Here is a 13,275-nt window from a genome sequence, read left to right as displayed (position 1 = left end):
GGTTGTGCACCGGGACATAGAAGAGATTGACCGTTGCTTCCATTTCGCCGGAAAACTTGGTGACATAGGAGGCGTGGCCGAACTCGTGCAGAATCTCGTGCTGCGCAAACTTCGGGCCGTTGAGATAATCGTGGTCCTTGTTGCCGCCCGCCGATGAAGTCGGGCTCCAGGAGTCGTTCGACTGCGGATAGCCGGGCGAAAAGGCACTGCCGTCCATCAGCACGTCGATAATGCAGTAGAGCACGGTTTTGGGCCGCACGCGCGGCAACCCCTGCATATCGGAACAGGCATCCATCGCCAGATCCCAATTGTCCATCAGCGAGACCGGATCGGCGAAGGCATAGATCCAATCGGTGGGCAAGGTGAGCATGAACTTGTCGGTCTCGAAGTCCGCCCACGGGCCCGGATGGCTGCGTTCGGTGTTTTGCCACTCCGCCAGCGTCGTCTGGCGGGCGGAGGAGTTGGAATAGAACGGTGCGCGCACGGCATTCTGGATTTCGACCGTCACCAGGCCTGCATCGACCCCATACGGGACTTCGATGTAGATGCCGCCGCCCAACGGGCTGGCAATCTCGGTGGTGGTGGAGTTGATCGAATAGCTCAGCGAAACGCGGTCGATCCGCTTGACCGTGCTTTTGCTGGAAAGGTCGGCCACGTGGGCACCGACGCGGATCGCGAAGCCCTGGCCCACCAGCGCCTCGGGGACGGTTACGGTGGCGATGTCGCCCGGCGCCAAGTAGGCCCCGGTCGGACGGCGTGCCGCTTCATACTGGAACATCACCTCATAGCCCCACGCCTCGGGCTGCGAGGCGTTGATCTGCACCGAATAGACCGCATCCGGATCCGCCGGCGAGTCGACCGCTCCGGGAAAATAGTCGGCCGATTCGAATTTGGCGCCGACGAGCGCGCTGCGGTTGTTGTTCAAATTCCAGGTATTGTAGGCATCGTCGATGATCGCCTGGTAGACCTTGAGCATGGCGAGGGCGAGCGCCTTGTTGGCCGTCGATGTGTCCGAGCGGGTGAAACCGCCGGAGGTGGTGCCGTTGACGAAGAGAGCACCCTGGACCGATTCATAGGTCTCGATCAGGCTGAACGAGGCATTGATCATGGAGGTATTGTCGCCCGCGTTGCCCGCATTGCTGTTGATGATCGTCGCCTGGGCATTGATTTCACTCGCCGTCAGCGTGGAGACCCCGTTGATGTGGTCTTCAAGCGTGGCGTAGGCGGCCAGCAAGGCCGATTGATCGGCCTGGGCCCCCACGGCGGAAACCAAGGCAACAACCAGCGCTGCACCGATCGGGGAATATTTGAAAAGGGACAATGGATTCATAATGGGTTCACTTCCTTCTTTTTGGGCATCGTCTGGTTGTGTTCAACCGGAACGCTTTAGGCGTTCATCGCTCGTTCCTGCTTGCGGATTAGGCTCTTCGCCCCCATCCGCCTCCTCATTTAATTGGGCAAAATCGCCGTTCGCCAGCAGCACCGCCGTCCCATCCTTCAGACCACGATCCCATTGCGCGATTCAATACATATAATCGATCTAAGTTACCACTCGAACCACAGGCTGCCAACCTACCCGATCGGGTAGTTGCGGCCATCGAGACCACGGTCGTTCGCCGGCTCGGCCTTCCCGGAACAACTCTTAAACTCCAACAACCGCAAAGAAGTGACACCGGATGAAGAAAAAGAGGCGCGGAAGCAAAAAGCGCAATACACCTCCCATAGACAGCCCCGGCGAGGGATCGTTCATCGCAACCGTCCGCCCATCTTTCCAAACCCGGAAAACGTCCCGGCACGTCCCCAAACCGGCTGGACGCAAAAAAAACCGCCCAAAGGTGGGCGGCTTTCAATGGATTTGAACCAGGCGTTTTAGACCATGAACATGCGGCGGATCCAAAGGATTCCTCCGCCCATGGCAATCACCAGCCCCAGCGTAGCCGGTTCCGGAATCGCCTCAATCGTCAAATTGTCGAAATATCCCCCGGCAGAAGACGACTCGCCGGTCACCGAGACATAGGCGAGTTCGGAATAGGTTCCGCCATCGTAGGTAGCCAGCGTGGTGGTCTGCCCGAAAGTGGATCCATCCGCCTTCAAGTTATAAACCGACCAGCCCGTGGAGGTGACGCTGATGTCGAAATGTGCGTCTTTGGAGGTGTCGAAATCCGCAGAAGTGCCGTCATTGCCGAACCAATAGCTCCCGGGAACCACGCCCGAGTCAATCTGGCCGGCAAACGAGTAGGCGCCGGTGCTGTCGGCATATCCCGGCCGCTGGCGATCGCTGGCGCCATTCCCGAATTCATCAAGCTCCCCCAAAACGAATTGGAAGATAATGTTATCGCTGGAATCGTAGCCCGTCACATAGTGGCTTTTCGTGGCTCCATTGGTGCGCCGAATCGCAAAATCCAACGAGACTTTGGCGGATTGGCCACCCGTCAGCGAGACCGCGCCGGTAGGCGTCAGCGTAATGTCCGTGGCCGCAGCACCACCATCAGTCGGATCGGCGTAAAGCACTCCGTTACCCAAGGTTGCATCCGGCCCGCCGGTCACACCCAGCTGCACGTTGTATCCCGCATTGTACGTGATCGTGCCGATATTCGCGCTCGTTCCCGACTCAAAATCGGCCTTGAAGACCACGTCGGCCCAGGCCGAAGATCCGGCCAGTAGCAGTGTTAATATCACTATTTTTTTATGCTCCATTTTTTCTCCTTTGCCTGTTTTTGTTTTTTCACCCTCGACGCAACAACCATTCGGTCGCACCGAGACTGCTGCTCATTACCCTGAACTCCATCAACCACTTAGGAGTGACGAAAATAACAAAAAAAATCGAAATGACAACTTTCTTCTTCAAGCCCGCCCCAGTCGACAACCCCGATTAACGCGAGAAAGCGGAGGTCACGGGATCACAAGATTGAGATTCTTTGGCAACAAGGCGAGCTGCTCGGACGAAAACTGGTCACGGGCAACGATCAGGGTCCGCAACGAGGAAAAGTGGTTGATCGGCTGCAGATCGGCGACCTTGGTACCGCGGATGTCCAACGACAGAATCGGAAGCGTTTTGATGTGGTTGAGGTCGTACAAGCCCGTATCCCGCGCATCCAGCGACTTGATGTCGAGAAAACGCAACGGGCTTTCGCCGGAGGTGTCTTCCGAGATAATCGCCCATTCCTTGAGCTGGTTGCCCCGCAGCAGCAGCGAGGCCTTGCGGGAATCGTATTCGAACCGCCCTTGCGTCCAGCGCCAGTTCCACCCGAAGAGGACGGCTTCAACCACCTTTTCGTAGCCGGCTTTGTCCGTGCGCACCGCATTGTCGTAGACCAGCATTTTTTCCATCAACGGCTTGCGGTTGGATTTCAACGGCCGCAAGTCAATCATCAGTTGCGAGAGTTGATCGATGGTCAACAGCTCGCCGGTCTTCAGCGGCTCGTATTTCCGGCTGATATCGTATAGATCCCGATGCGATGCGTTGGCGGGATTGAATTGCTCGTTGGCGGCATCGAATGCCTGCATGATGAAATGGCAATACCCGATCTGCGACGACACATCGGCCGAGTTGTCCTTCGACTTCAGGAACCGGAGCCGCTGAATCGCCAACTCAAGCGCTTTCACGGGATCCGAGTAGATGAGCGAGCGCGAAAGCTCGTAGGATTCCATCTTCAGGTTGCCCGACAAGCTGCCCATCAGCCGCATATTCCGCGTAAGCTCGTCGCGGTAGCGGCCCGAAGCCACCTCGGCCTCGCGCCGGCGCTCTTCGGCGAGGTCGCGGGCCCGCCGGATTTCATTGATGCTTTTCTGTTGCTCGCCAATAAACCAGCCGGCACTCGCCACGATGACAACCACCGCGAAAAGCCCGACCACGCAGGCCGCACGATTGCGCCGGCAGAAAAGAACCGACTCCTTGACGAAGCCCGCGTTTTCCGCCGACGTCGAATAGCCGGAAAGAAAGTTGTGGACGTCGTCGCGCAATGCGGCCACCGATGCGTAGCGATTGGCCGGCTTCAGCGCAAGCGCCTTCATGGTGACCGCGTCCAGCCCTTTTGGAATCGATTTTTTCGGGAAGGCGATGGCGGGCGGGACAATCTTGCCGGCCAACGTCAACTCGCGGATTTCGTCGGGACTGCCCCAGAACGGCGGGTGCTGGGTGAGAATGGAATAGAGCAGGCAACCCAGGGCATACACATCCGTCTGATAGGTTTTAACCCCGCCTTTCTCGAACTGCTCGGGGGCCATGTAGCCCGGCGTCCCCTTCAATTCCCCCGACAAGGTCATGTTGTTCAGCAGATCGGGATTAAAGAGGATCTCGTCGAACTCCGTGCCTTCGCACTCATCCGAACCGGCCACCTTGCCCAAGCCCCAGTCGCAGATAAACACATCGCCAAACCGCCCGATCTGGATGTTTTCGGGCTTCAGATCCAGATGCAGCACCTTCTGGGAGTGGGCATAGGCGATGGCATCGCACAGCTTGATGAAGATTTCGAGCAATTGGCCCCGCTCCATCTTGCCCTTCTTCAGGATGACGGCCAGCGAATCGCCACGCTTCAGATCCATGGTGAAGAACGGCCGCCCATCCGCCGAAACCCCGATATCATGAACCGAAATAATGTTGGGATGCTCCAGCAAGGCCGTCAGCCGCGCTTCGCGCAGGAAGGGCTCGTAGAGTTCCACCGGGGCATTGACGCGCAGTTCGGCCATGGCAACTTGCCGCCCCGTCTTGGTGTCGAGCACCCGGCTGACCTTCTTCATGCCGCCGCGCGCCAGCACCTCCGGATCGGCATAGCGGTCGCCCGGGCGGCGCAGGTCCGTATAGATGGCCCCTTGAACGCCCTCCGAGGCCATCTCTTCGCGGTAGAGCGACGAGAGCCGCCGCGCCATGTCGCCAAACTTATTGGCCGTGGACCGGTCGTCGCTCACACCGACTCCAACTCGTTGCGCAGATGCTGGATTTCAATGACGAGGCGCTCCTTCACCCGGTTTCTCAATTTGATGACCGAATTGGGCTTCACCCCGAGGTGCTCCGCAATCTGCGCCGTGCTGCCGCCGTCGATGCTCATCGAGAAGGCCTCGATGGCGCGTTCGGAAAACAGGGTAGAAATATTCTTCAGCGCCAGCTCGACGATGTAGACCTCCCACTCCTGCTGGATGATTTTTTCCACCTCGGGCTCGGTAATCGACGGGATGCTATCGACCGTTTCGTCCTCGGCGGCCGAGGCATGCTTCCGGGTTCGCCGCTGCGAGCCACGGATGTGGTCGAGCACCTGGTTGCGGATCAGGCGGCTTAGCCACGTGCGGAAACGCGCCCGGTCCTTGTCGTAGATGTGGCTGGGCAGGCTCTTCCAGATCTTGATCAGAATCTCCTGGGCCAGATCGTCGATATCGACGAAATTCAGGTTCATTTGATGCAGCACCATGTCGATGAAGTCGCGGTAGTACGCGACAAACTCCTCCCAGGCCACATGGTCGTCCTGGTTTTTCGCCCGCATCAACAGCGTTTTTCTGGTTTGCCACTCTTCACTCATAGGCCATGCACGCTAGCAAACGGCCTGTCGCTTGTCGCGGTAATTCCCGAAGGCTGTCGGGCTAAAACGATGCCTCTCGCAACGCCCCGTCTATCCTTGGCCGCGGGTGGCGCGCTTGAGCAATTCGCGTTCCCGCAACGTCAATGCGCCCATGCCCTCTTTGCCGATCTTGTCGAGAATGGCGTCCACCTGCTCCTTCGTGAGGCGATCCGGACGGGGAGCCGATGAGGGCTTCGGCTTGGCTTTGCCCCGCAGCGAGGCTTTGAGTCCGGCCAGCAAATGCGGGTGCTTCAGCGACAGGGCATAGGAGAATCCGGCGATCCCCCCGATCAGATGGGCGGCGTTGGCAATGCCGCCGATGAGCGGCGTGGTGATGGTTTCGTGCAGTTCCCAGATCGCCAAGCCGAGCACCAGCATCCAGGCCCGGCAGGGGATCACGAACCAGAGCAGCAACTTCGCCTGCGGATAGAGGGCGCCGAACGCCCCCAGAATACCCATCACCGCTCCGGACGCCCCAACGCAATAGGTTCCGTCCTGCGCCAGCAGCGACCAACCGAGCCCGCCGAGAATGCCGCTGACGTAGTAGAGCACGAAGAAGCGATAGGAACCAATCGTGCGCTCGACCGTCGGGCCAATGAAGAAGAGCCCAAGCATGTTGACGAACAGGTGCATATATCCGCCATGCACGAACATGTAGGTGAACAATTGCCCGAACGACAGGCTTTGCCACCACAACGCCGGAAGCGCAAACCACCCCGACAGCGGAACCCGCAGCAGCGCCTCGATCAAAAACACCGCCACGTTCAGGATCAGAAGAAATTTCACCGATGGGCTGATTCCCATCATGCTGCCAATGTTTCTAGGTTCGTTGTTGATCATCTTTCCCTTTCGAAATCCCGCCGAGTAGACCGAAACCGTCGATTCCGGTCAATCTTGCAAAGCGTGTATATTACCGACACCCCCGCGTCCGATTCGTTCACCCGGGAACGCAACGGCTCACGATCGTGAGCCGTTGCGTGCCGCAAGCGGATGATCCCCGCGTGTTCGCGCTTGCCCATTTGCACCGGCGGGATATGATGGCGCGCCATAAAAAAAACGAAACGGAAAAGACCATGACCGATGAAACCAAACTGACTGGACTGACCCTGCTTAAAAAGGGTGAAACGCGCTATCCGACCTCGCCGGACGAGGCCAAGCTCGAAACCTTCGAGAATGCCAACCAGAGCCGAAACTATTGGATCAGCTTCCAAACCTCGGAATTCACCTCGCTCTGCCCCATCACGGGCCAACCCGATTTTGCGACCATCACGATCGAATACATTCCCGGCAAACTCTGCGTGGAAAGCAAGTCGCTGAAGCTCTACCTCTTCTCGTTCCGCCAGACCGGAACCTTCTACGAGGAAATCGTCAACCGGATCTATTCGGACCTCGAAGAGCAATTGCAGCCGAAACGACTGGTGGTCAACGGCGACTTCACCGCGCGCGGCGGCATCACCTCTTCGGTCAAGATCGACTCAGCGGAAGCGTAGTTTCCAACAGAAGGGCGCAACGTACGCAACGGGATACCGAGCATCGGGCTTCCGGAGCTTCGCGAGCGTTGCGGTCTTCCGTGAAAAAAATCATCCCCCCGAGTAGACGCAGACATTGGTGGGGTTTTCCTTCACGACCACCTGCACCAGCTGGGGAATCGCGGGTTTAATCTTGTCCCAGAACCAGAGCGCGATGAATTCGGCGGTCGGGTTTTCCAATCCCTCGATCTCGTTGAGCACCTTGTGATCGAGTTGGTCGACCAGCGGATCGACGACGCGGCGCAGGACGTTGAAGTCGAGCACCCAGCCGAGTTGGGGATCCAGTTCGTCCTCGACGTGGACTTCGATATAGTAGGTGTGGCCATGCATATTGGCGCACTTGTGCGTCGGCGGAACGTTCGGCAGCCAGTGCGCGGAGTCGAACTTGAATTCCTTGTAAATCTTCATTTTCGGCATGGTCGTAATCCTTGATTCGTAGTGGGTACCGCTAGGCATATCCCCGCGGGTCGCTTTGGCCAATCTCGCTGAACCCCTTCAATCTCAACAAACACGAATCGCAGCGTCCGCAGGCGCGCCCGTCGGGGGCGGGATCGTAGCAACTCGTGGTTTTAGCGTAATCGACCCCCAAAGCAAGCCCGCGCTGAATGATTTCCGCCTTGGTCAGGCTGATCAGCGGCGCATGGATGGTCAGCTTGCGGCCCTGCACGCCGGCGACGGTGGCGAGATTGGCCATCTTCTCGTAGGCGGCGATGAACTCGGGGCGGCAATCGGGATAGCCGCTGTAGTCGAGTGCGTTGACCCCGATAAAGATATCGAACGCTTCGAGCACCTCGGCCCAGGCGAGCGCATAGGAGAGGAAGACCGTGTTGCGGGCGGGTACATAGGTGACGGGAATATCGTCGGTCAATTCGTCGACGTTGTCGTGCTTGGGAACGTCGATGTCGGCGGTCAGTGCCGAGCCGCCGAACGAGCCGAGATCGATCTCGACGATCTTATGCTGTTTGGCGCCGGCCTTGGCCTGTTCGATCGCGCAGTCGAGCTCAACGGCGTGGCGCTGTCCATAGCGGAACGAAACCGCATACACCTCGAACCCCTCCGCAAGCGCCATTGCCATCACCGTTGCGGAATCGAGCCCGCCGCTTAATAGAACCACGGCTTTCTTCATTAGAGCATCTCCATCATTTTATGCGTTTGCGGGATCACGCGCACGTTCGGCAACACGCTGGAAACCTTGTCCTGCCAGCGTAGCAATTGCGCTCCCGAAGGGACGGCGTCGGTTCGTTCCGCCTTGGTCATGGGCTGGATAACGACCAGCGTATCCTCGCCCCCCGCCTTGCGGATGCCCTTGGCGGCCTCCATCAGCTCGCCCTCGTGCGTTTCGGCCGAGAGCACCAGCTTCACGAATACGTCCACGTCGAAATCACGGCAGGTTTTCAAAAACTGCCAATGCGCCGGAAAGGTGTTTTTTTCGTGGGTCACGCTCGAAAGCTTCACATCCATCGAGACGACATCGATCCATTCGATGATCGACTTCAACTGCAACGGCAGGTCGCCGGCGGATTCGAGATAGACGCTGTGGCCATCGCCCACCAAAAGCGGCAGCCATTCGCGGAGGAAATGGACCTGCGCCAAGGGGGCGCCGCCCGTGATGGAAACCCGCCGATTGGTTCCGCGGCCATCGACCGCCCGGACCAGCTCCATCAGCTGCGCGGGGGTCAGCGGGTTCGGCACCTGCTCGAAATTGCCGGAACCGGGCTCCTTTTCCACCAACACGGTTTCGGTCCGGTCGTTGTTGGTGTCGCAATAGACGCAATCGCGGTGGCAGCCGCTGAAACGGACAAACAGATGGCGCTCGCCGACGTACGGGCCCTCGCCCTGGATCGAGCTGAATATTTCGGAGAGGTAGGTTTTCATGGTTTAGAGAAAGTACCCGACCAACTCCGAAAACGAAGCAAAATATACGTCCGCCTTATGGTCGAGCGGGTCGCCGAAACCATAGCGCGCATAGGCATTCTTCACCCCGGCATTCTCGGCAACGGCCAGGTCGGTATAGTTGTCGCCCACCATCCAGGCGTCCGCCAAGGCCATGCCGGCGGCCTCCGCACAGGCGAAGATTCCATCCGGCTCCGGCTTCAGGTTCGGCACGTCGCCCCCGCCGACCACCGCGCAAAAATAGTCGCGCAGCCCGAAAAGCCGGAGGATTTCGCGGCTGGGATCGCCCGGCTTGTTGGTCAGCAACGCCACTTTGTGCCCGGCCTTCACCAATTCCGGAATCCCTTCGGCCACGCCGTCGTAGAGATAGGTATCCACCACCAGATGGTCGCCGTAATACGCCTTGTTGATCGCCATCGCCTCGTCGACATCGACGGCCGCGCCCTGCAACGCGCGCTCCACCAGCTCACGCGTGCCGTTGCCGATGTAGCCGCTGACGGTTTCGAGCGACAGCGGTTCGAGTCCGTAGTGCGCCCGCATATGGTTCACCCCTGCCGTCAAATCGGCGCGCGAATCGATGAGGGTTCCGTCGAGATCGAAAATGATTAATTGTGGTTCCATGGTTGTTCCGTGATTTGGGGTTCAGCGATTGGCCCGGCCGGTTCAGTGCTGCAGCGAGAAGCGGAGCCTGCGAATGCGAAGTTCGGGATAGCTGGATTGCAGCTTTTGCAGCACCATGCGCTTGATGCGTTCAAGCTCGGGCATCCAGCCGGGATGGTCGACGAAGACGCATAGCTGGAAATCCGCGATGAAGCCGGGCTCGCTGTGCTGGGCGATCTGGGCCCCGACCAGTTTCGGCCAGGCTTTGCGCAGCACCAAGATGTTTTCCTGCACGGGCACCTCGAAGCCTTCGACGACATCCTTGAGGATGTCGGCCATGCTTTTGACATCGCGCTTGGGGGCCATGGGCTTATCGAGATGGTACCGCACCCGGTCCATATCCCATCGATCCCTGTTTATCCGGCTGTTGCGGGGCTGTTCCATGCGGGGAATTGAGCCATATTCAGGGATTGAATCAAATTCAATTCATCCCTTTAATACGCGCCATGAAAAATGCTTTGTATCCGCTGACGTTCAACCCCGTCTACAAGGACTATCCTTGGGGCGGATGCCGTATCCCGAAGATCTACCACCGCGATGAGCCCGATGGCATTTATGCGGAATCGTGGGAGATCTCCGACCATGACGCCGGCATGAGCGTGGTGGCCAATGGTCCGCTCGCGGGAAAAACCATCCGCGAGGTGCTGCAGGCCGACCCGCAGGGCATCATGGGCTCCAGGGTGGAAGGCACCAAGTTCCCGCTATTGATCAAACTGATCGACGCCAAGGACAAGCTCAGCGTACAGGTGCATCCGAACGATGCCACGGCCGCGAAGTTCGGCGGCGAAGCGAAGACCGAAATGTGGTATATGCTCGGCGAAGCGCCCACGCAAATCTACTGCGGGCTGAACGAAGGCGTCACCCGGGAGTCCTTTCTGCAGGCGGTCGCCGACGGCTCCAGCGCCGAAACGATGCGCGCCGTTGCGGTGGAAAAGGATTGCGCGATCTTCGTGCCCGGCGGATGCGTGCATGCGATCGGCGAAGACTGCCTCATCCTCGAGATCCAGCAAAACTCCAACACCACGTACCGCATCTACGACTGGGACCGCATGGGCAACGACGGCAAACCGCGCGAACTGCATGTCGACCAGGCGATGAACGTCATCGACTGGAACAACCACGCAAACCCGCTGGTCGCGGCAAAACCGCTGGTGGATACCGACACCTTCCAATGCTGGGAAGTGCTGGCGTGCGAATATTTCAGACTGGAAAAACTCACCTTCAACGCGCCGCTGGAAATATTCATGGAGGGGGAAACCTTCCATGCGCTGTTTGTTGCGGAAGGCGAAGCAACCGTTTCGTGGGGCGACGAGCGCCTGACGGCCCCGGCCGGCACTTCGGTGCTGGTGCCCGCCGCCCTGCCCGCCTACACGCTCGAAGGCCGCGCAACCGTCCTGCGCACGACGATTCCATAGGGTGTTTTTCATTCCAATCCGCTCAATCGATCGCTAGCATTTGCCCATTGGAGGATTGCCTTGAACCTGTTCATGGACTGGAAAATAAGAAACGCCGCACTGACGCCGATATTCGCAGTGGTGTTGCCGCTGTTGCTCATCGCGGCGTTCGTTGATTCCAACATCGCCCTAAAGAACGAACGGCGGGCGCTCGACAACCGGCTATCGGGAGCGGCCGCGGTCATGGAATCGGTCCTCCCGCGCCGCTACCACGACGATATCGCGCACCCCGCCTCCGTTTCCCCTGCGGCCTACCGGGAGATCGCATCGAGAAACGACGAACTGTGCCGGGCGCTGGGGCTCGAAGACCTGTACAGCCTGATGCTGCTCGACGGAACACCGGTTTTCACCAGCGCCACCTCGATCGACACGGTTGCCGGCAACGAACCGCGCGCCCGGTTCCTCGAGCCCCACCCCCATCCGGAAATCCACGCGCAGGCCTTCGAAACCATGGAAACGCTGCATCGGGAATTCGACGGCCCCCGGGGCAATGCCCGAGCGGTACTGGTGCCGCGCCGCAACGCCCACGGGGAAAAGTATCTGCTGGTTGCCGCCACAAGCCCAAAGGCAGCCTTGGCCCGCGGGCCGGCAAAGAAGGCGCTGATCATCACGACCGTCCTGCTGATTCCCCTGATCCTGCTGACACTGGCGTTTTCCCGCTGGATAACGAGGCCGCTCAATCAGCTATCGAAAATCACCGCCGCCCACTGCACGGGCAACAATGAACCGCGCATTGCGGTGAGCGGATACCGGGAAATCAACGACGTGGCCCGGCAACTCGAAACGATGCAAGGCAAGTATGTCGCCACCATCGCCGCGCTCGCGGAGTCGCTGGCCTCGCAACACGATTTTGGCCAAAGCGTCAACAGCAGCCCCGCCATTGTCGTGCGCACCCTGATTGCGGATGGATTCCCGATTGAATACATCTCCAACAATATCGGCGTAACCGGGTTTTCCGCCGAACAACTCACGAGCGGGGCCGTTGAATGGAAGCAGTTCATCCCCGAAGAAGACCTGGAGCGGGTCGCAACCGCCATTCAGTCGGCGCTCGACGCCGGCGAGCCCGGCCTCAGCTACGAATTCCGGATGAGCTGGAAAGATGGCCAGACCCATTGGTACCGGAGCTGGGCAAACTTCATCAAAGACGATTCGGAGTCGGTCACGCATCTGCAAAGCATCCTGATCGACGTCACGGAGCGCAAGGCCGCCGAGGAACGCGATGCGGTTCACCAACGGGAACTGGAATCCACCCTGGCCAAACTGCGCGACTTCGAGTCGATTGTGAATTCCGGGCCGATCGTCGTCTTTAAGTTGAACCTCTGCGAGGGCCCCGCGCCGGAATTCATTTCCGAAAACGTCGCGATGATGGGCTATTCGGCCCAGGAGATCATGTCCGGGAAGGTCGAATTCACAAGCCTGGTTCCGCCCGAGTCGCTGGCCAAGCTCCGGGAACGGCTGGCCTTGGCGATGGCGAACAACGAGGAGACCTACTCCATCCAAATCGAGGCCCGCTGGGCCAACGGCGAGATCCACCCCTATAAGAACTGGTACCGGATCATCAGGGATGAACACGGCGAGGCCCTCTATCTTCAAGGCATGTCGGTCGACGTCTCGGAACAAGAGGCGCTGAAGAAACGCGATGCCCAATACCAGTCCCGCCTGAAGGGCCTCGCCCAGGACCTGCTGGAGGCCGAAGACCGCGAGCGCAGCCAGCTGGCCTATGCCTTGCACGACAACATCGGTCAAATGCTCGCGGCGCTGAACATGAAGTTTACCGTGCTCCGGGAGACCTCCGACGCCGCGCGGTTCGCCGACCTGGCGAAGCAGACCGAAGAATTGCTGCTTCAAATCATGCAAACCACCAAGACCCTCACCTGGGAAATCTGCCCGACTTCGCTCTACGAGACCGACATCGCCGCCGGACTCGAGCACATGGCCCGCGATTTGATGAATTTCTTCGGCCTGGCCGTCGAATTGGAAACGGCGGGCATGCGCATCGAACTGGACCGGGAAACGGCGGCGCTCGTGTTCCGGTGCGTCAAGGAGTTGCTGGTCAACATCGCCAAGCACTCGGGGGTCAGCCACGCCGAGGTCGGCATCTCGCAATACGGGAACAAGGTGCACCTGGTGGTATCCGACCAAGGCAAGGGATTCGACCCCGCCGCCCTCGACAACGGCAACGGCACG

Annotated in this window: 13 protein-coding genes; 3 read left to right on the top strand and 10 right to left on the bottom strand. The window is 59.2% G+C overall.

What is annotated here, in order from left to right:
- From ABYO54_RS06385 to ABYO54_RS06365, 5 genes are all read right to left on the bottom strand, one after another.
- Window positions 1-1,330, bottom strand: a 1,330-nt coding sequence (locus ABYO54_RS06385) for a M60 family peptidase N-terminal accessory domain-containing protein (protein ID WP_372807412.1), incomplete at its 3' end; no start/stop codon positions are given.
- A gap of 539 nt (window positions 1,331-1,869) precedes the next feature.
- Complete coding sequence (locus tag ABYO54_RS06380; protein WP_372807411.1) at window positions 1,870-2,697, bottom strand: PEP-CTERM sorting domain-containing protein; 828 nt, start codon at window positions 2,695-2,697, stop codon at window positions 1,870-1,872.
- 195 nt (window positions 2,698-2,892) lie between these two features.
- The gene (locus ABYO54_RS06375) at window positions 2,893-4,908 is read right to left on the bottom strand and encodes a protein kinase domain-containing protein (RefSeq protein ID WP_372807410.1); all 2,016 of its coding nucleotides are present in this window, start codon (window positions 4,906-4,908) and stop codon (window positions 2,893-2,895) included.
- Entirely contained in the window at window positions 4,905-5,513 is a 609-nt protein-coding gene (locus ABYO54_RS06370) for an RNA polymerase sigma factor (RefSeq protein WP_372807409.1), read from the bottom strand. Before ABYO54_RS06370 ends, ABYO54_RS06375 begins: the two co-directional genes overlap by 4 nt.
- Before the next feature lie 90 nt (window positions 5,514-5,603).
- Entirely contained in the window at window positions 5,604-6,392 is a 789-nt protein-coding gene (locus ABYO54_RS06365; protein WP_372807408.1) for a rhomboid family intramembrane serine protease, read from the bottom strand.
- Between the two features lie 233 nt (window positions 6,393-6,625).
- Between ABYO54_RS06365 and queF the strand changes: the two genes are divergently transcribed.
- On the top strand, window positions 6,626-7,042 hold the full coding sequence (queF, locus tag ABYO54_RS06360; RefSeq protein ID WP_372807407.1) for a preQ(1) synthase: 417 nt from the start codon (window positions 6,626-6,628) through the stop codon (window positions 7,040-7,042).
- A 90-nt stretch (window positions 7,043-7,132) separates the two neighbouring features.
- Here the strand turns inward: queF and queD are convergent, their stop codons facing one another.
- Genes queD through ABYO54_RS06335 form a run of 5 tightly spaced genes read right to left on the bottom strand, consistent with a single transcriptional unit; the run spans window position 7,133 to window position 9,973 of the window.
- Complete coding sequence (gene queD, locus ABYO54_RS06355; protein WP_372807406.1) at window positions 7,133-7,498, bottom strand: 6-carboxytetrahydropterin synthase QueD; 366 nt, start codon at window positions 7,496-7,498, stop codon at window positions 7,133-7,135.
- Window positions 7,499-7,529: 31 nt separating this feature from the next.
- A complete protein-coding gene (gene queC / locus ABYO54_RS06350; RefSeq protein WP_372807405.1) occupies window positions 7,530-8,207 on the bottom strand; it encodes a 7-cyano-7-deazaguanine synthase QueC in 678 nt (225 codons plus the stop codon).
- Window positions 8,207-8,956: a 7-carboxy-7-deazaguanine synthase QueE gene (locus ABYO54_RS06345; protein ID WP_372807404.1), complete on the bottom strand. Its 750-nt coding sequence runs from the start codon at window positions 8,954-8,956 to the stop codon at window positions 8,207-8,209. The genes queC and ABYO54_RS06345 overlap by 1 nt, the downstream gene beginning before the upstream one ends.
- A gap of 3 nt (window positions 8,957-8,959) precedes the next feature.
- Window positions 8,960-9,595, bottom strand: a complete 636-nt coding sequence (locus ABYO54_RS06340; RefSeq protein ID WP_372807403.1) for an HAD family hydrolase — start codon at window positions 9,593-9,595, stop codon at window positions 8,960-8,962.
- A 42-nt stretch (window positions 9,596-9,637) separates the two neighbouring features.
- On the bottom strand, window positions 9,638-9,973 hold the full coding sequence (locus tag ABYO54_RS06335) for a DUF721 domain-containing protein (protein ID WP_372807402.1): 336 nt from the start codon (window positions 9,971-9,973) through the stop codon (window positions 9,638-9,640).
- A gap of 107 nt (window positions 9,974-10,080) precedes the next feature.
- Here ABYO54_RS06335 and ABYO54_RS06330 point away from each other — a divergent pair, with 107 nt between their 5' ends.
- Together ABYO54_RS06330 and ABYO54_RS06325 are read left to right on the top strand one after the other, a co-directional pair.
- Window positions 10,081-11,049 (top strand): type I phosphomannose isomerase catalytic subunit, encoded by a 969-nt coding sequence (locus ABYO54_RS06330; protein WP_372807401.1) that lies wholly within the window; start codon window positions 10,081-10,083, stop codon window positions 11,047-11,049.
- Window positions 11,050-11,109: 60 nt separating this feature from the next.
- The coding region (locus ABYO54_RS06325; RefSeq protein ID WP_372807400.1) for a PAS domain-containing protein at window positions 11,110-13,275 on the top strand (2,166 nt) is incomplete at its 3' end.

This window comes from Pontiella sp., from assembly GCF_041622395.1.
Classification (GTDB): domain Bacteria; phylum Verrucomicrobiota; class Kiritimatiellia; order Kiritimatiellales; family Pontiellaceae; genus Pontiella.
The sequence above is the reverse complement of the archived record's forward strand: the minus strand, read 5'-3'. Positions and strand labels throughout refer to the sequence as shown.

What these genes read in the sequence shown, in the direction of transcription:
- ABYO54_RS06345 (WP_372807404.1), bottom strand. Translation starts at nt 8,956, where the DNA reads ATGAAAACCTACCTCTCCGAAATATTCAGCTCGATCCAGGGCGAGGGC.
- queD (WP_372807406.1), bottom strand. Translation starts at nt 7,498, where the DNA reads ATGCCGAAAATGAAGATTTACAAGGAATTCAAGTTCGACTCCGCGCAC.
- queF (WP_372807407.1), top strand. Translation starts at nt 6,626, where the DNA reads ATGACCGATGAAACCAAACTGACTGGACTGACCCTGCTTAAAAAGGGT.
- queC (WP_372807405.1), bottom strand. Translation starts at nt 8,207, where the DNA reads ATGAAGAAAGCCGTGGTTCTATTAAGCGGCGGGCTCGATTCCGCAACG.
- ABYO54_RS06340 (WP_372807403.1), bottom strand. Translation starts at nt 9,595, where the DNA reads ATGGAACCACAATTAATCATTTTCGATCTCGACGGAACCCTCATCGAT.
- ABYO54_RS06380 (WP_372807411.1), bottom strand. Translation starts at nt 2,697, where the DNA reads ATGGAGCATAAAAAAATAGTGATATTAACACTGCTACTGGCCGGATCT.
- ABYO54_RS06365 (WP_372807408.1), bottom strand. Translation starts at nt 6,392, where the DNA reads ATGATCAACAACGAACCTAGAAACATTGGCAGCATGATGGGAATCAGC.
- ABYO54_RS06370 (WP_372807409.1), bottom strand. Translation starts at nt 5,513, where the DNA reads ATGAGTGAAGAGTGGCAAACCAGAAAAACGCTGTTGATGCGGGCGAAA.
- ABYO54_RS06330 (WP_372807401.1), top strand. Translation starts at nt 10,081, where the DNA reads ATGAAAAATGCTTTGTATCCGCTGACGTTCAACCCCGTCTACAAGGAC.
- ABYO54_RS06335 (WP_372807402.1), bottom strand. Translation starts at nt 9,973, where the DNA reads ATGGACCGGGTGCGGTACCATCTCGATAAGCCCATGGCCCCCAAGCGC.